Origin of the sequence: Paraburkholderia sp. CNPSo 3274, assembly GCF_024206475.1 — a bacterium.
In the GTDB taxonomy this organism is placed as follows: domain Bacteria; phylum Pseudomonadota; class Gammaproteobacteria; order Burkholderiales; family Burkholderiaceae; genus Paraburkholderia.
Genome location: NZ_JAMBPR010000020.1, coordinates 1 through 16,002 on the forward strand (window position 1 = coordinate 1; position 16,002 = coordinate 16,002).

The window sequence follows — 16,002 nt, forward strand, 5'->3', positions numbered from 1 at the left end:
GTGGCGGCGGTGGTGGCGGACGTCACATCGGCCGTCGATAACGTTGAATATCATGAGGAGTCAAAAAATGATCCGCATTTCCGCACGCCGCCTGCCGCACGACTACGCGCTCGCGCTCGCTACGGCACTCGCGCTCTTTGGCGCGCCCGCGCTGCTGCCGGCCCAGTTCGGCGGTGCCTCCGTTTACGCGCAAGCCGTCTTCGCCACGCCCGAAGCCGCCGCGAACGCATTCACCGACGCACTCGCGACCAACGACCAGGGCGCCATGAAGCACGTGCTCGGCAACGATTTCACCGAGTTCATCCCAACGCAAAACATCGGCCAGGACGATATCGACGACTACCTTGGCGCCTGGGCGAAGGGCCATCGCGTCGTACCCGACGCCACGCCTGTGGCCGGCAAGGCGAGCGCTCACGTCGAGGTGGGCGACAGCGGCTGGACGCTGCCCATCCCAATCGTGCAATCGGGCAAGGGCTGGCATTTCGACCCGCGTGAAGGCGCGAGCGAAATTCTCACGCGCCGCATCGGCCGCAACGAGCGTGCGGCCATGCTCACCTCGCTCGCCTACGTCGACGCGCAGAACGACTATCGCAAGCTCACGCAGCACTATGCGCAGCGCCTCGTGAGTACGCCGGGCACGCACGACGGTCTGTACTGGCCGGTCGAGCCGGGCGAGACCGAAAGTCCGCTCGGACCGCTCGCGGCAGCCATGCCGGGCAACACGAAGATCACGCCGACCGAGGGCTATCACGGCTATCACTTCCGCGTTCTCACCGCGCAGGGGCCGCACGCCAGCGGTGGTGCGCGCAGCTATCTCGAGAACGGGGACCTGAGCGGCGGTTTTGCGCTCGTGGCCTGGCCAGCGCAATACGGCAAAACCGGTGTGATGAGCTTCATCATCAACCAGGACGGCCAGCTTTATCAGAAGGACCTCGGGCCGAACGGCGCGCATACGGCAGCGGCGATCAAGGCATTCGATCCCGACTCGTCCTGGAAGGCCACCACACCCTGATCGGCGAGCCGCCGTCCGTCGGGCGGCATGATTGCTGACGTCGTCTCTGACAGACGCTCGATATGGAATTCGGGCACAATCAAGCCACGGCGACGTGGGTGTCGCCCGAAGCGGGCTTTGGCCAACGGAAGCGGAGAGGTCGGGCATGCGGTTTGCTCGATCATCCCCGCACTCTCATTCGTGTGGAGATAACCAAATGCAACGACGCAACTTCATGCTAACGGCGGCGGTGACCCTGGCCTCGGGCGGTCTCACGCTCGCGGGCTGTACCACCACCACGAATTCGAATTCCTCGGCGTCGCAGAACATGTCCAAGCGGCAGTCGATCGACGCGTCCGTGGACGGCACCCTCTCGCGGCTGTTTTCGACCGTGAAAGGCTCGCACGAGCTGCTCGCGAAGTCGCGCGGCGTGCTGGTGTTCCCCGAAGTGCTGCAGGCCGGCTTCATCGTCGGCGGGCAGTATGGCGAGGGCGCGTTGCGCGTGGGCGGCGCTACGGTCGGCTACTACAGCACCGTGTCGGGCTCGTTCGGCCTGCAGGCCGGCGCCCAGTCGAAGGCGCTCATCTTCGCCTTCATGACGCAGGACTCGCTCGACAAATTCCGCGCGACGGATGGCTGGGCGGCGGGCGCCGACGCCTCCGTCGCGCTCGTGACCGTGGGCGCGAACGGCGTTGTCGACACCAACACGGCCACGCACCCGGTGGAAGTCTTCGTGCTGACCAACGCTGGCTTGATGGCCGACGTCTCGCTGGCGGGCACCAAGGTCTCGCGTTTGAATATCTGAAGACGCTCGCACCGGTAAAAAGCGCCGGATCATGTAAAAAGGGCAAGGCGTCAAGCCTTGCCCTTCGTCATTTCTGCGCAGCCCGAACTGGCTGAGCCGCGTACAGCCTCAGCAGCCCGTATTCTTCACGCGCTCGACTTCGAGCCCGAACAACGGGCGCAGCTTCGTGCCAAGCACATTGCCCGCGAACGCGCACACGAGCCACAGCCAGCCGTGCAGGCTGCCCGAGACGATGCCGCTGAAATACGCGCCGATATTGCAGCCGTAAGCGAGGCGCGCCCCATAGCCGAGCAGCAGCCCGCCGATCACGGCCGCCACGAGCGAGCGCAGCGGAATGCGCCACACCGGCGCGTAGCGGCCCGCGAGCGAGGCCGCGGCCATTGCGCCGAGCACGATGCCGATGTCCATGACGGTAGTGACGTCGTGGCTTGCCGGGGCGGCGAGCGCGGCGGCGTTCGGGCCGGCTATCCAGTATTTCCAGCTAACCACGTCGATGCCAAGCGTTGCGAAGCCCTTCGCGCCCCACAGCGCGAATGCCGAGGTCACGCCCCAGGGGCGGCCCGAGAGCACGAGCGTCGCGAAATTCAGAATCGCGAGCGCGACCGCGCCAGCCAGCAGCGGCCACGGGCCATGCAGCCACGGCGAGGTGTGCGGCGCGCGCGGCTCGTTGACGAGGTGGCCGTGGCGGCGCTTTTCGACGACCACGGTGAGCGCGGCGATGAGCGCGAACACCACGAGATTGAGCGCAATGGCGGGCGCGGCGCCCAGCGCGTTCACGAACGAGAACGGCTTCAATTGCGGCATCGACGTCCAGAACGGCATGTGCGCCGTGGCGACCACGGAGCCTGCGATAAAAGCGATGAGCGTCACGACCATGCGCGTACTACCGCCGCCCACGGTATAGAGCGTGCCCGAGGCGCAGCCGCCGCCCAGCTGCATGCCCACGCCGAACATGAACGCGCCGACGATGACCGAAGTGCCCGCGGGCGAAACGAGGCCCGTGACCGGATGGCCGAACAGCGAACCTGCCGCGAGCGCGGGGAAGAACAGCAGCACGCCGATGGCGAGCATGACCATCTGCGCGCGCAAGCCGGCGCCGCGCCCGTCGGCGATGAACACGCGCCACGCCGAGGTGAAGCCGAACGCCGCGTGATAGAGCGTCATGCCGAGCAGCGCGCCGACCACGTAGAGCGCCGCCTGACGCGCGCTCACGGTCTGCGCGAGATACACCGCGCCGAGCGCGACGAGCAAAAGCGCGATGCCTAGCGGCTTGGGATTGATGGAGTCGAGTCGGCGCGGCGCGCGCGCGAGCGGCGTGGAGAGGTCGGACATATGGGAGCGGGGGCGGCCTCGAAAAGTCGCCAGGAAAAACAATCGATGAAACCAAAACGATAGCACGAATCGCAACGTGGTCTGACGGAGCCCCCAGGCCGACGTTTCGCGACCCGCTCCGAGCCGCGAAAAATCGCCGCAAACCCCGTCCAGACGGGGATTTCCCAGATATTGGGGCGAAGCCCCGCCAAACCCCCGCAGCCCTGCGGGCATCATGGATTTCCCCTATGCAGCGCCGCGAGCCGTCTGCCGTTACGCGAGACGAGGTGCCAGCGCGTGTCGGGCCGCGCGCATTCGCACTGGCTGGAAGATAAAAAACGCAACGGAGACCTCATGCTGGGAAACATCACCATTCGCCGTGGGCTAACGCTCGTTATCGGTATCTTCGTCGCGTTTCTGCTGACGGTGATCGGCGTGTCGTATGGCGCGCTCAAGATCACCAACGACAGCCTGCACGATGCCCAGCGCAGCGCGCAGTCGCTCGACGCCCTCAAGACCAGTTCGGAACGTCTGCTCCAGGTGCGCCTCGCGCTCGGCGGCTACGAGACGCTCTTCAGCGTCGGCAAGGCCACAGACGGCTTGCTCGACAAGGCGCACCAGGTGCTCGTGAATTCGAACAGGGAGTTCGCGCTCTACAGCGCCGGCCCGTTCGACGACCCCGAAGAGGCGCGCCTCGCCCAGGCCGTGAGCAGCGCGCGCGAGGCGCTCGTCTCACAGGCGCTCGAGCCTGAGTACAAGGCGCTCGTCGACAACGATTTCAATACCTTCCGCACGATCCAGGGCGAAACCGCCGACCGCTACTACGGCGCCTACGCGAAGGCAATCGACGCGCTCGAGAGCTGGCAGGCCGCGCGCCAGCAGCAGGACGCCGACACCGCCGCGCAGCGCTTTCGCCTTTCGCTCATCGTGTTCGGTCTGATCGGCGTGGTGGGCGTGGTGATTGGCGTGTTCGCGCGCGTGGGGCTCGCCGCCGCCGTCGTCAAGCCGGTGAACCATGCGATTCGCCATTTCGAGCGCATCGCCGCGGGCGACCTCACGGTGGAAGTGAGGGTGCGCTCGAAGAACGAAATGGGCCAGTTGCTGGGCGCGCTGCAGACCATGCGCGACGGCCTCGTGGGCACCGTCTCGCGTGTGCGCGGCAGCATGCACGAAATCACCCAGGGCGCGAAGCAGATCGCGTCGGGCAACGTCGATCTCTCGGACCGCACGGCGCAGCAGGCGGCTGCGCTCGAAGAAACGGCGGCGAGCATCGAGGAGCTTTCGGCGGCGGTGCGCCAGAACACGGACGGCGCGAAGGAAGCGAGCGGGCTCGCCCAGACCGCGCTCGAAACCGTCACGCGCGGCGCCGACGTGGTGGCCCGCGTGAACGCGACGATGAGCGACATCACGGCCTCGTCGCAGAAGGTGGAGGAGATCACCGGCATCATCGAGGGCATTGCGTTCCAGACCAACATCCTCGCGCTCAATGCGGCCGTGGAGGCGGCGCGCGCAGGCGAGCAGGGCCGCGGATTCGCGGTCGTGGCGAGCGAGGTGCGCAGTCTCGCGCAGCGCTCCGGCACGGCGGCCAAGGAGATCAAGGAGCTGATCGCGGCCTCGGCGGCGACTGTCAGTGCGGGCGCGCGCCTCGTGGAAGACGCGCGCCGAACCATGGACGAGGCGCGCAGTGCGGTGGCGCGCGTGAGCGGGATCATGACCGAGATCGAGACCGCGACGCACGAGCAGAGCGATGGCATCGAGCAGGTGAACCGCGCGATTGCGCAGATCGACGAGGTCACGCAGCGCAATGCGGCGCTCGTGGAGGAGGCGGCGGCGGCCGCGCAGTCGCTCGAATCGCAGGCCGATTTGCTGCGCGAGGCCGTAGCGGTGTTCAACCTGGGTGGCGCGGGGCAGGCAGGTGCGCGCCCGGCGCATGCCGCTGCGGCGGACACGCGCGCAGGCCGCGGGGGGACGCGGGCGCTGGCCTGAGCCAGCCATTGCGGGTTGTCCTTGCTGTTGCAAGGACAACTTTCGGCCGTTTTAACCTGAGGTTATACCCCGCGCGCAATTCGCAATTGAGTTCCCCATCGTTCCCGGCGAGACTGGCGGCATAGGCCGTCAGGGCTTGGCCGTCAGCGAAAGAGAACAACGGATCATGCGAGTTTGTGTTTTGGGCGGTGGGGTGATTGGCGTGAGCACGGCGTATGCGCTCGCCCGCGATGGACACGAGGTCACGCTCGTCGAGCGCCACGCCGACGTGGCGCAGGAAACGAGCCACGCCAACGGCGGCCAGCTTAGCTACAGCTACGTCGCGCCGTTCGCGGACCCCTCAGTGCTTCCCAAGCTGCCGCAATGGCTCTTCTCGCGCGACGCCGCGCTGCGTTTCGTGCCGCGGTTCGATCCGCACCAATGGCGCTGGTGCGCCGCGTTCCTGCGTGCGTGCACGCGCGCGCGCAGCCGCGCGACCACGGCCGAACTGCTCGGCCTTGGTTTTTTGAGCCAGCGTCTCATGCACGAAGTGGTCGAGCGCGAAGCGCTGTCATTCGACTACGTGCGCAACGGCAAGCTCGTGGTGTATCGCGATCAGGATGCCTTCGCGGGCGCGCGCCTCCAGGCGCAATACCAGGCGAAACTGGGCTGTGTGCAGCATGTGCTCGACGGCGCGGCGTGCGTCGCGCTCGAACCTGCGCTTGCGCATATCGGCGCAGAGATCGTGGGCGGCATTCACACGCCAGGCGAAGAGGCCGCCGACTGCGATCAGTTCACACGCGGCCTCGCACGCGCGGCGCGGCGCGACGGCGTCACCCTGCAACTTGCCACCGAGTTTTCGGGACTGCGAACGAAAGGGCTGCGGGTACTTGTCGCGCAGACCTCGCAGGGCGACATTGAAGCCGACGCGTTCGTCGTGTGCCTGGGTTTCCAGAGCCAGCCGATGCTCGCCTCGCTCGGCGTGCACGTGCCCGTGTATCCGCTCAAAGGCTACAGTCTCACGCTCCCCAACGCGAATGCGCAGGGCGCGCCGCGCGTCTCGGTCACGGATGCGCATCACAAGGTCGTCTACGCCCCGCTCGGCGAGCGCCTGCGCATTGCGGGCATGGTCGATCTCACGGGCATGAACCCGCACGCCGACGACGCCCGCATCGCGCTGCTCACGCGGCAGGCGCGCGAAACCTTCCCCAACGCCGGCGACTACGACGCCATTCAGACGTGGACCGGCATGCGTCCCGCCACGCCGGACAGCAAGCCTGTGATTGGCGCCACGCACTTTCGCAACCTGTGGCTCAACACGGGGCACGGCGCGCTAGGCTTCACGCTCGCGCTCGGCAGCGCGCAACTGCTCGCCGATTTGCTGGCGGAGCGCGAGTTGCCGATCGACGGCGACGCCTTTGCGCCGGGCCGCTGATCTGGCTCACTGATTTGCCAACGAGACGTTACTGCAGCGTCGCGCCTTCCTCGCGCACGACCACGCTCGTGCGTCCGTCGACGCTCACCGGCACTTCGCCGCGCACAGTCGCGCGTCGGACGACGCGGCGCGCGTCGCCGTAGTCGTTGATCGCGTAGTGCTGCGTGGCGCGGTTGTCCCAGATCGCGACGTCGCCTTCCTGCCAGTTCCAGCGCACCGTGTTTTCGAGCCGCGTGACATGCTCGTGGAACACCTGCAGCAGATGTGCCGAATCGAACGACGAAAGACCCTTGAGCCGCTGCACGAAGTGGCCGAGCACGAGCGTGCGTTCGCCCGTTTCCGGATGCACTCGCACCACGGGATGTTCGGTTTCGTAGCGCTTCGACGTGAAGACTTCGCGGTAACGCTTGAGCTGCGTGCTGTCCGCGTTCGTGTGTGTCGACGCGTAGTCGTAGGCGTTGGTGTGGAGCGCCCACAGCGTGTCGGCGAGCGTGCGCAGCGGCTCGGGCAGTTGCGCGTACGCGGCGGCCGTATTGGCCCACACCGTGTCGCCGCCAAATGGCGGAATCACCACGGCGCGCAGGATCGAGACTTTCGGGTAGGCGTCGACGAAGGTGACGTCGGTGTGCCATGAGTTGGCGCGCGCGCCGTGCAGCGAATCGAGTTCCAGCAGGCTGCCGCCTTCGACCGAGGGCACCGTGGGGTGCGCGACCGTTTCGCCGAAGCGCCGCGCGAAGGCTTCCTGCTCTGTATCGTCGAGATGCTGCTGGCCACGGAAGAACAGCACCTTGTGACGCAGCAGGGCGGCGTTGATCGCGTCGAACGTGGCGCTGTCGAGATCGGCGTGCAGACGCACACCATCGATGCGCGCGCCAATGCGGCCCGCGACTTGATGGAGGTCGAGCGTGGTATCGGCGTGTTGTTCCGTGGCGGAATGCAGATGCGCTGACGGAACGGACACGGCCTGGCGTTGCGTTTGAACGTCGGACATCGAAAGTCTCCTCGGCTGGACGTGGAACGCCCATTCAAGCAGCCTTGCGCCGCGAGAAGAACTGACGATTTCTGCGAAGCTATGCGCGTGGTGGCGCGCTATGGATAGCTGTGCGTGTGATTAGCGCGCACCAAAAGAAAATGACGCAGACCCGCGAGGGAATGCGTCATTCACAAGATGCTGCAAGGTACAGCTTCTTTACTGCATGTTCGTTGGTAGGCTCGATTGGATTCGAACCAACGACCCCCACCATGTCAAGGTGGTGCTCTAACCAACTGAGCTACGAGCCTGTCGAGGCGCGAATTATAGAGACACTCGCGCGCGCTTGCAAGGGCTTTTCTCGGATCGGTTGAAACGCCGTGTCTGCGGGCGCGCGTCTATGCAAACTCGCGCGCCAGATTGCGCAGGTTTTGCGCGGGATCGGCGAGCGTTTCGCGGGCGATGCGCGCGCGTTTGCCGATCATCGCTTTGGCGCTGCGCATGTCGCGACCCTGATTCACGGTGATCGCGCCAACCAGCGCGCCTTCGCCGTCGAGACCGAACAGCACACAGGGCGGCGCTTCCAGCGAACCCCGTGTGAGCCATTCAGGCGCAGCCATGTCGCCCGCGCACTGGATATTGAGGCCGCATTGATCGGTCCAGAACCAATCTGCTTCATAGGCTTCGGGTTCGAGGCCGAGCATCGCGCGCGCGGCCGTTTGCGCGTGGCGGTTCGCGTTCTCCCACGTTTCGCGGCGCTGGTGGCGACCGCTTGCTTCGTCCCACTGGCTCGCTGCGTCGCCGGCTGCGTAGATGTGCGCGTGCGAGGTGCGGCACTGTGCGTCGATCACGATGCCGTTGTCTATTTGCAGGCCCGTTGCGCGAGCGAGCGTGGTTTCGGGCTCGACGCCGATGCCGTAGATCACCGCGTCGCCGGTGATGCGCGCGCCGTTTTCGAGCGTCAGCACGATATCGCCGTTTTCGCGCGTTGCCGACGAGAGTGGCGAGCCCAGATGCAGTGTCACGCCCCGCGCGCGATGCACATCGCACAGATGCTCGGTAAGGAGCGGTGGCGCGCAACGCGCCATCGCGCGCGGCGCCTGTTCGATCACGGTGACTTCCGCGCCGAGATCGACCGCACTCGAAGCGAGTTCCAGACCGATCACACCCGCGCCCACCAGCAGTACGCGTTTGCCTGGTTGCAGCACGGGAATAAGGCGTTGCGCGTCCTCTAGTGTGCGCAGCGTGTAGACGCTCTCGCCAAGCGCGTCGAGCATCGGCAAGCGCCGGACGCGCGCGCCCGTGGCGAGCAGCAGTTCGTCGAAAGCGATCGATTCTCCGTTCGCCAGCGTAACGATCCGCGCCTGTGCGTCGAGCGCGGTCACGGCCACGCCGAGCTTCAACTCGATGTTTTGCGCCGCGTAGTAGCCTTCGCCGTGAATCGCGCAGCGCGCGGTTTGCGGTTGCAGCAGCACGTCCTTCGAAAGCGGCGGCCGTTCATAAGGCGCGTGCGTTTCCTCGCCGATCAGTACGACGCGCCCCGCATAGCCTTGCTGGCGCAATTCGGCGGCGGCGAGCGCGCCCGCCTGGCCCGCACCGACGATGACGAAAGTCGAAGCGTTCATGATCCGTTTCCCGTTACAGATGCAGGCCGCCCGCCGCGTGACGGATGCCGCGAATGCCAAGGCCGGCGTCCGCATTGATCATCACGCCGCTCAATACGCGATTGTTCGCGCGTGAGCCGAGCATCACGTAAGGCGCTGTGAACTCCGCAGGCTGCGGAAAGAACTGCAGCGGCAAAATGCTTGCAATCGCCTCGGGCGAACGCGAATCCATGATGCGCAGGTCCTGCTGGCCGAGCGAAGCGGGGCCGCGCAAATCGCTCGCCATGCCGCAAGGGCCGACGCCGTTCACGCGGACCTTGGGCGCGAGTTCGTAGGCCAGCTGGCGGATGATGCCCACGGCCGCATGCTTGCTCGCCGTGTACAAGGGGCCGCCGCCGCCCGGATAGAACGAAGAATTCGAGAGCGTGAAGATCATGCTGCCTTCGCTCGCGATGAGCGCGCGCGCAGCCGCCTTTGCGCCGAGCAGATAGCCCTTCACGTTGATCGAGAAAAGCTCTTCATAACCGCTGTCGAGTTGCGCAGGCGAGAGATCGACGAGGCCCGAAGCGTGATCCCAGATCGCCGCGTTGCCGATGAAGATGTCGAGCTTGCCGAACGCATCGACGGCGGCGCTCACGGCGCGCTCGTTGTCGGCGTACGAGGTAACGTCGCCCTGCACGGCGACGATCTTTTCCGCACCAAAGCGCGCTTGCAGTGCCGCGACTTTGTCTGCCGAACGTTCGAGCACGGCCACGCGCGCGCCTTCTTCGAGAAAGCGTTCGACGAGCGCGAGGCCGAGTCCCGATCCGCCGCCCGTGATCAATGCAACTTCGTTATCGAGCCAGCCCATTACGCGGCCTCCGGAACGTCGACAAAAACCGCGCCGTCAACGAGCGTGACAGGGAACGTCTTGAGCGCTTCGGTCGCAGGCTGGCACAGCGCCGTGCCTGTCTTCAGACAGAAACGTGCCGCATGCAGCGGACATTCGACGGTGCCATCGTCTTCGATATACCCTTCGGACATCGAAGCATTGCCGTGCGAGCAGCGGTCGTTCAGCGCGAATAGTTCGCCGTTCACCTTGAATACGGCGATCGCGGCGGACGGGCCGTCCACCTTGATCGCTTCGCCATCGGACAATGCGTCGTCCTGGCAGACAAAAATACGGGCCATGATCAGAAAAGCACACTCAGGTTATGGGAAGTGAGCACCGCCTGGTCCAGCGTGATCTCACGGTTGCACACCTGCCAGCCTTGCGCGCCCTCCACTTGGCGGACGCGGTCGATGCGGCGGCCCACGTAGAACGTCTCGTCGCGCTCCTTCTGCGAGCGATAGAGCGCGTAGTTCACCTGCGCCTCATATTCGCCGGGCGTTTCGGTGGTGAACGCGCGCAGGTTCGTCACGAGATGGCGCGTGCGCGAAGGCGGTTCTTCCGCCCACGCCATACCGGTTTCGAGGCGCGCCACGCGGCGTTCGAGCTGGAAATGCGTGTCGTTGAAGATCCACGTGGTGGGCGGCTGCACGCCGCGCCGACGGTCACGCGTTTGCGCGTTGACGGTCGTGCGCATGGTGTAGCGGATGTCTTTCGACATGAGTTCGAGCCATGCGCGAAAGCGCCAGCCGTCGAGCAGCGCCGCCTCTTCAAAGAGGAATTGCCCGATTTCGTGATGCAGTTCGAGACCTACGCGCGCGGGCGTGAAAATCCGGTCGGCGACTTCGCTCATTTGAGCACCTCCGCTTCGTAGCGCGCGGTACGCTCGTGTACTTCGTCCCACGTTTCGGAAATCAGCAGGTCTGCCCAGCGCCGGTACATGCCGCGCGCAGCCGTCTCCGAGAAAATGTAGTTCGTCACGCCAGGTATGCCGTCTTCGCGCACGCGCTCGTTGCCCAAGCCCATTTCGAGGCAAAGCTTCGTTTTGCGCGCGCGGCTGCCGCGCAGCACCTTTTGCACTTCGGCCCAGTTTTCCGAGTCGTCCTGTTCGAGAAATCCCGCGGGCCCGAACGCGCGCGTCGCGCTGCGCTCGAAGGCGGCTTTGACTTCATCGGACGCTGCCTTGTCGGTGATACAGAACGCCCACACTTCCACCTGGTTGGGGCCGCGCGGATGCCAGACGCGCAGCGTGGCCGTGCCGTTGAGCCACGAAAGCGTGGGGAACATGTTGTTGTGGCCCGCCAGGCGCATCGCGCGCACCTTGCCTAACCGCGTTTCGGCTTCGGCATAGGTGTCGCGGAAGTACTGCGAGACTTCGCCGTCCACCCACACGTTCGCGTCGGGCTGCTCGGTGAAGAAGAAGCCGCTGCCATGGCCCGCCTGACCGTACTGCAGCGCGTCTTTCGCGGTCTCCCACACGGGGCGCGCCGTTTGACCCGCGCCCAGCGCCTTGTCGCCCGCACCTTCCTTCGCGCCGAGCACTTCGATGGCGGACGCGTGCGTGAAGAGCGCGTGATACTGATCGCTCGCGAACTGCTCCGCTGGAAATTTCCAGTTGCAGTCGATCACCCACTTGTGCACGCCGCCCACGATCTCGGTTCCGCCTTCGCGGCGGTCGAGCACGCCGTCCAGATACCAGGCGATGTCGCCCATATAGGTCTCGAGGTCGGGCGCGTTTGCATCCCAGTTGCCGAACACGAGGCCCTTGTACACCGCCACACGCGTGACCTCCTGCAAGCCCCATTTCTCCTTGCACAGGCCCTGCGGATAGGCGCGCGGTTCGAGCGGCACGTCGATGAGCGCGCCGTCCACACCGTACGACCAGCCGTGATACGGGCACGTGAACGCGCGCGTGTTGCCGCAATCGGCGTGGCTCACGCGCATCGAGCGATGGCGGCACTGATTGAGGAAGGCCTTGATCGAGCCGTCCTTCTGGCGCACCACGACGATGGGGTCTTCGCCCATGTAGGTATTGAAAAAGTCGCCGGCTTTCGGTATTTGACTGACGTGGGCGAGAAAGAGCCAGCAGCGGCCGAAAATACGCTCGAGTTCGAGCGCGTAAATGTCGGGGTCGGTATAGATCGACGACGTGACGCGGCCATTTTGCGCGTCTACGAGTGCATCGATGTCGATGATTGCGGACATGCGAGTCTCCTCCGTGGCAGCATTCTCCTTTTGGCGGAGAACGCAGACGGATGATCGTTGCTCGCTTTGCCGTTGTGAAATATTTTGTTTGTTGCCACTAAGACTTCGAAACGATAACTCGAGCATGGAACTGAGACACCTGCGCTACTTCATTGCCGTTGCCGACGAACTGAGCTTCACGCGCGCGGCGCAGCGCCTGCATACGGCGCAGCCATCGCTGAGCCAGCAGATCCGCAATCTCGAAGACGAAGTGGGCACGCCACTCTTCGAGCGCACGCGCCGCAAGGTGGAATTGACCGACGCGGGCAAGGTGTTTCTCGCCGAGGCGCGCCTCGTGGTGGCGCAGGCCGATCGGGCGGTGGCGCGTGCGCGCCAGGTGGGGCTGGGGCGCGCGACGTTGACGATCGGTTTCGTGCCCGCAGCGGAGATCCGGGTTTTCCCGGTGATTTTGCCGCGTTTGCGATTGCGTTTTCCCGAGGTGAATGTCGAGTTGCGCAGCCTGCCGACGGCCGAGCAGGAAGACGCGCTATTGCGCGGCGATATCGACGTGGCGTTCATGCGCCGGCCCGTTGTTTCGCCTGAATTGCGCAGCGAAGTCGTGCTCACCGAACCGCTCGTGGTGGTGCTGCCGAGCGGTCATCCGCTCGCGAAGCAAAAGCGCATCGCACCGGCGCAACTAAGCGGCGAGCCGTTCATCAGCACGCATCCGCAGTTTTCGGGGCAGGTGCACAGCGTGGTCGAGGCGTATTGCGAGGCGCACGGGATCGAGCGCAAGGTGGCGCAGGTCGCGACCAATATTCTGCTCAATCTGAATCTCGTGGGGATGGGGCTCGGTTATGCGCTCCTGCCCGCGTATGTCTCGTCGCTCACGAGTCGCGCGATCTGCACGCGCCCGCTCGAAGGCGAGCCGCCCACCATCGACTTGCTGATGGTGTCGCGCAAAGAGCCGCATGCAGCGGAGCTTGAAGCGTTGCTCGAACTCGTGCGCGAGAACGAAGCTTAACGCTTCGTGTTTTCCTCCTGCGCCTCTAACGCCGTCACCATTTCCTGGGCGGCGCGCTGCAACTCGGGCACGAAGCGGCGTACCGCCTCCGCCGGATTGATGGCCTGCTCCAGGTAGATCACGTTCAGGCTCGCGAGCACGCGCCCATGCGCCTCGATGGCCGTTGCGAGCGCACCGATCTTGCGCTGATCTGCCCAGTCGCCGTGGTTCGAGCCGAAACCGTCCGCGCGCGTTTGGCGCACGAGATTGCGGATATAGGCCGTGTCGCTGGCGAGTTTTTGCTGCTGCTCGCCGCCCGCCCCCGCGCGCAATAGCTCGAGAATGTCCTCGCGCTCCGCCTCGGGACACATCGCAAAGTACACGCGGCCGGCCGCCGTGAGCAATATCGGCAGGCGGCGGCCCACCATCGCGCGGTGAAACGAAAGCGGGCTGAAGCGGTGCGTGGTCTCGCGAATCACCATGGAGTCGCCATCGGGCGTCGTGAGATCCGATGGCCACACGGTGCGCTGGAGCATTTGCGCCATGATCGGCGGCGCGATGGTCGCGATCAGCTCGTCGTCGGTGAAGCCTTCGCTCAGGCCACGCACGTTCATCGTCAGACGAAAGCTGTCGTCGGAAGCGCTGCGGCGCACGAACTTCTCCTCTACCAGGGTTTCCAGCAGGCGCCTCACGGTCGTGCGGTGCAGACCCGTTGCCTCGCTCAGTTGCTGGCTCGTCGCGCGCCCGTTCTCCATGGCGTTGAGCGCCTGGAGCACCTGCAGGCCGCGCGCCAGACCTCGCACGTTTGCATACTTCGTCATCGAAAATGCCTTCAAAATCAACTGTGTGCATTCTATGCACATTTCTCTAAAAATGTTGAACGCGCATCGGGCGGAACCTAGACTCGCTTCCATTCCCCGCACTGTGACAAAACGTCCAACCGGGTGATCCGTTTTCAGGCACCACCTGTCAGCATCCGCAGCGGCCGCATAAGTCGCGCGAGAAGGAGACACATGAACACCCCCCTCGCCCAGGAGGCGGATACCGTCCGCCCTCGCCAGATTGCCACCGACGTCGCCATCATCGGCGCGGGTCCGGTCGGCCTCATGATCGCCAATATTCTCGGCCTGCAAGGCGTGCGTGTCACGCTCGTCGAGAAGCTCGACCAGATAATCGACTACCCGCGCGCCATTGGTTTGGATGACGAAGCATTGCGCGTGTTCCAGTCCATTGGTCTTGCCGACGCGCTGCTGCCGCATACCACGCCCGACCACTGGATGCGCTTCGTCACGAAAGACGGCCATTGCTTCGCCTCGATCGAACCGCGCACCGACGAATTCGGCTGGCCGCGCCGCAACGCGTTCATTCAGCCGCTCGCTGACCGCGTGCTGTATGAAGGGCTCGCGCGCTTCGAGCATGTGGACGTGTTGTTCGGCCACGCGGTCGACGCATTCGAGCAAGACGCGCATGGCGTGACGATCGACGTGAGCGATGCGAACGGTGAGCGCCGCACGATCCGCGCAGCGTACATGGTGGGCGCGGACGGCGGCAACAGTTTCGTGCGCCGCGCGCTGAACGTGCCCTTCGAAGGCCGCACGAAGCCGAATCAATGGATCGTGGTGGACGTGCGCAACGACCCCATCGGCTCGCCGCATATCTACATGCATTGCGATCATCAACGCCCGTATGTGTCGGCTGCGCTGCCGCACGGTATTCGCCGCTTCGAATTCATGGTGATGCCGGGCGAGACGGAAGAAGAACTCTCGAAGCCCGAGAACATGGCCGCGCTGATCCGCAAGGTGGTGGCGGACCCCGACAAGGTCGACTACATCCGCAAGCGTGTGTACACGCACAACGCGCGCCTCGCCGAAACGTTCCGCGTGGATCGCGTTCTGCTCGCGGGCGATGCCGCGCACATCATGCCCGTATGGCAGGGCCAGGGCTACAACAGCGGCATTCGCGACGCAAACAACCTGGGCTGGAAGCTCGTGATGGTCGCGAAGGGCCAGGCCGACGGCCGCCTGCTCGACAGCTATACCGTGGAGCGCCGCGCGCACGCGCGCTCGATGATCCACCTCTCCGAAGTGGCGGGCGATATCTTCGCGCCCACCACGCGCTTTGGCGCGCGCTTTCGCGACACGTTCGTGCGTTACATGAACGTGTTCCCCTCGGTGAAGCGTTACTTCGTGGAAATGCGCTTCAAGCCGATGCCGCGCTACGAAGCGGGCGTCGTGCTGTTGCCGCCGCCGCAAAAGACGGGCGGCTGGTTCGCAAGCCTGCTGGAGCGCTCGGGCAACTCGGCGCCTGGCCGCCTGCTCGGCCTGATGAGCCAGAAGCGCGACTCGCTGATCGGCCGCCTCGCGTATGGCCGCGATCCGCTCGCGGCCTCGCCCGTGGGGCGCATGTTCATCCAGCCGCGTGTGCGTCTTGCCGATGGCCGCGTAGTGCGCCTCGACGACGCGATCGGCAACGGCTTCGCGGTGCTGGCATGGGGCGCGGACCCGACCTTCGGCCTCACGCCGCAAGCTCGCGCGTTGTGGGAGCGCCTCGGCGCGCGCTTCATCTTCGCGAAGCCCGACGTGCAACTCGAATATAGCGACGACGTGCCCGAGGGCGTGCTCGCGCTCGGCGACGTGCAGGGCCGCCTGAAGGAGTGGTTCAGCCGTCTGCCCGAATCCGTCGTGCTGCTGCGCCCGGACCGCTTCGTCGCGGGCGTGTGCACGCCGCAACAGGTATCGGACTCGATCGTCGAACTCGCGGGCAAGCTCGGCATGACTGAAGCCGCCTTGCATGGCGCGGGTGCCGCAGCCCCGCAAAACCGTCCCGTGCGCGGCGTGGCCGTTGCGCGCACAGCAGGAGCATGAGC

At 65.4% G+C, this 16,002-nt stretch carries 14 protein-coding genes and 1 tRNA gene; 6 read left to right on the forward strand and 9 right to left on the reverse strand.

Going from position 1 to position 16,002, the window contains the following annotated elements:
• The first annotated feature begins 67 nt into the window (after positions 1 to 67).
• Positions 68 to 1,012 carry a DUF2950 domain-containing protein gene (locus M3I54_RS15685; RefSeq protein WP_254337343.1) on the forward strand — a complete coding sequence of 315 codons (945 nt, stop codon included), beginning with the start codon at positions 68 to 70 and terminating at the stop codon, positions 1,010 to 1,012.
• Between the two features lie 196 nt (positions 1,013 to 1,208).
• Complete coding sequence (locus M3I54_RS15690) at positions 1,209 to 1,796, forward strand: YSC84-related protein (protein ID WP_254337345.1); 588 nt, start codon at positions 1,209 to 1,211, stop codon at positions 1,794 to 1,796.
• Between the two features lie 108 nt (positions 1,797 to 1,904).
• On the opposite strand, the gene M3I54_RS15695 is transcribed toward M3I54_RS15690, so the two are convergent.
• Positions 1,905 to 3,128 carry a YeeE/YedE family protein gene (locus M3I54_RS15695; protein ID WP_254337347.1) on the reverse strand — a complete coding sequence of 408 codons (1,224 nt, stop codon included), beginning with the start codon at positions 3,126 to 3,128 and terminating at the stop codon, positions 1,905 to 1,907.
• Between the two features lie 333 nt (positions 3,129 to 3,461).
• On the opposite strand from M3I54_RS15695, the gene M3I54_RS15700 reads away from it, so the two are divergent.
• The gene (locus tag M3I54_RS15700; protein ID WP_254337349.1) at positions 3,462 to 5,093 is read left to right on the forward strand and encodes a methyl-accepting chemotaxis protein; all 1,632 of its coding nucleotides are present in this window, start codon (positions 3,462 to 3,464) and stop codon (positions 5,091 to 5,093) included.
• A 166-nt stretch (positions 5,094 to 5,259) separates the two neighbouring features.
• Positions 5,260 to 6,507 (forward strand): D-amino acid dehydrogenase, encoded by a 1,248-nt coding sequence (locus M3I54_RS15705; RefSeq protein WP_254337351.1) that lies wholly within the window; start codon positions 5,260 to 5,262, stop codon positions 6,505 to 6,507.
• A gap of 28 nt (positions 6,508 to 6,535) precedes the next feature.
• Here the strand turns inward: M3I54_RS15705 and M3I54_RS15710 are convergent, their stop codons facing one another.
• The 7 genes from M3I54_RS15710 to hcaE all read right to left on the reverse strand — a co-directional run bounded on the left by M3I54_RS15710 (position 6,536) and on the right by hcaE (position 12,154).
• Entirely contained in the window at positions 6,536 to 7,498 is a 963-nt protein-coding gene (locus tag M3I54_RS15710; protein WP_254337353.1) for a TauD/TfdA family dioxygenase, read from the reverse strand.
• A 213-nt stretch (positions 7,499 to 7,711) separates the two neighbouring features.
• Positions 7,712 to 7,788: transfer RNA gene (locus M3I54_RS15715), tRNA-Val, on the reverse strand.
• 87 nt (positions 7,789 to 7,875) lie between these two features.
• Positions 7,876 to 9,102: a 3-phenylpropionate/cinnamic acid dioxygenase ferredoxin--NAD(+) reductase subunit gene (gene hcaD / locus M3I54_RS15720; protein WP_254337355.1), complete on the reverse strand. Its 1,227-nt coding sequence runs from the start codon at positions 9,100 to 9,102 to the stop codon at positions 7,876 to 7,878.
• 13 nt (positions 9,103 to 9,115) lie between these two features.
• Positions 9,116 to 9,931: a 3-phenylpropionate-dihydrodiol/cinnamic acid-dihydrodiol dehydrogenase gene (gene hcaB / locus M3I54_RS15725; RefSeq protein ID WP_254337356.1), complete on the reverse strand. Its 816-nt coding sequence runs from the start codon at positions 9,929 to 9,931 to the stop codon at positions 9,116 to 9,118.
• Positions 9,931 to 10,251 carry a 3-phenylpropionate/cinnamic acid dioxygenase ferredoxin subunit gene (gene hcaC / locus M3I54_RS15730; protein WP_133183789.1) on the reverse strand — a complete coding sequence of 107 codons (321 nt, stop codon included), beginning with the start codon at positions 10,249 to 10,251 and terminating at the stop codon, positions 9,931 to 9,933. The genes hcaB and hcaC overlap by 1 nt, the downstream gene beginning before the upstream one ends.
• Before the next feature lie 2 nt (positions 10,252 to 10,253).
• Positions 10,254 to 10,802 carry a 3-phenylpropionate/cinnamic acid dioxygenase subunit beta gene (gene hcaF / locus M3I54_RS15735; protein ID WP_254337358.1) on the reverse strand — a complete coding sequence of 183 codons (549 nt, stop codon included), beginning with the start codon at positions 10,800 to 10,802 and terminating at the stop codon, positions 10,254 to 10,256.
• Positions 10,799 to 12,154 carry a 3-phenylpropionate/cinnamic acid dioxygenase subunit alpha gene (hcaE, locus tag M3I54_RS15740; protein ID WP_254337360.1) on the reverse strand — a complete coding sequence of 452 codons (1,356 nt, stop codon included), beginning with the start codon at positions 12,152 to 12,154 and terminating at the stop codon, positions 10,799 to 10,801. Before hcaE ends, hcaF begins: the two co-directional genes overlap by 4 nt.
• Before the next feature lie 124 nt (positions 12,155 to 12,278).
• On the opposite strand from hcaE, the gene hcaR reads away from it, so the two are divergent.
• The gene (hcaR, locus tag M3I54_RS15745; protein WP_254337362.1) at positions 12,279 to 13,157 is read left to right on the forward strand and encodes a DNA-binding transcriptional regulator HcaR; all 879 of its coding nucleotides are present in this window, start codon (positions 12,279 to 12,281) and stop codon (positions 13,155 to 13,157) included.
• Here the strand turns inward: hcaR and M3I54_RS15750 are convergent.
• Positions 13,154 to 13,957: a DNA-binding transcriptional regulator gene (locus tag M3I54_RS15750; protein WP_254337365.1), complete on the reverse strand. Its 804-nt coding sequence runs from the start codon at positions 13,955 to 13,957 to the stop codon at positions 13,154 to 13,156. The genes hcaR and M3I54_RS15750 overlap by 4 nt on opposite strands.
• A 192-nt stretch (positions 13,958 to 14,149) precedes the next feature.
• On the opposite strand from M3I54_RS15750, the gene M3I54_RS15755 reads away from it, so the two are divergent.
• On the forward strand, positions 14,150 to 16,000 hold the full coding sequence (locus tag M3I54_RS15755; RefSeq protein WP_254337367.1) for a bifunctional 3-(3-hydroxy-phenyl)propionate/3-hydroxycinnamic acid hydroxylase: 1,851 nt from the start codon (positions 14,150 to 14,152) through the stop codon (positions 15,998 to 16,000).
• Positions 16,001 to 16,002: the final 2 nt, after the last annotated feature.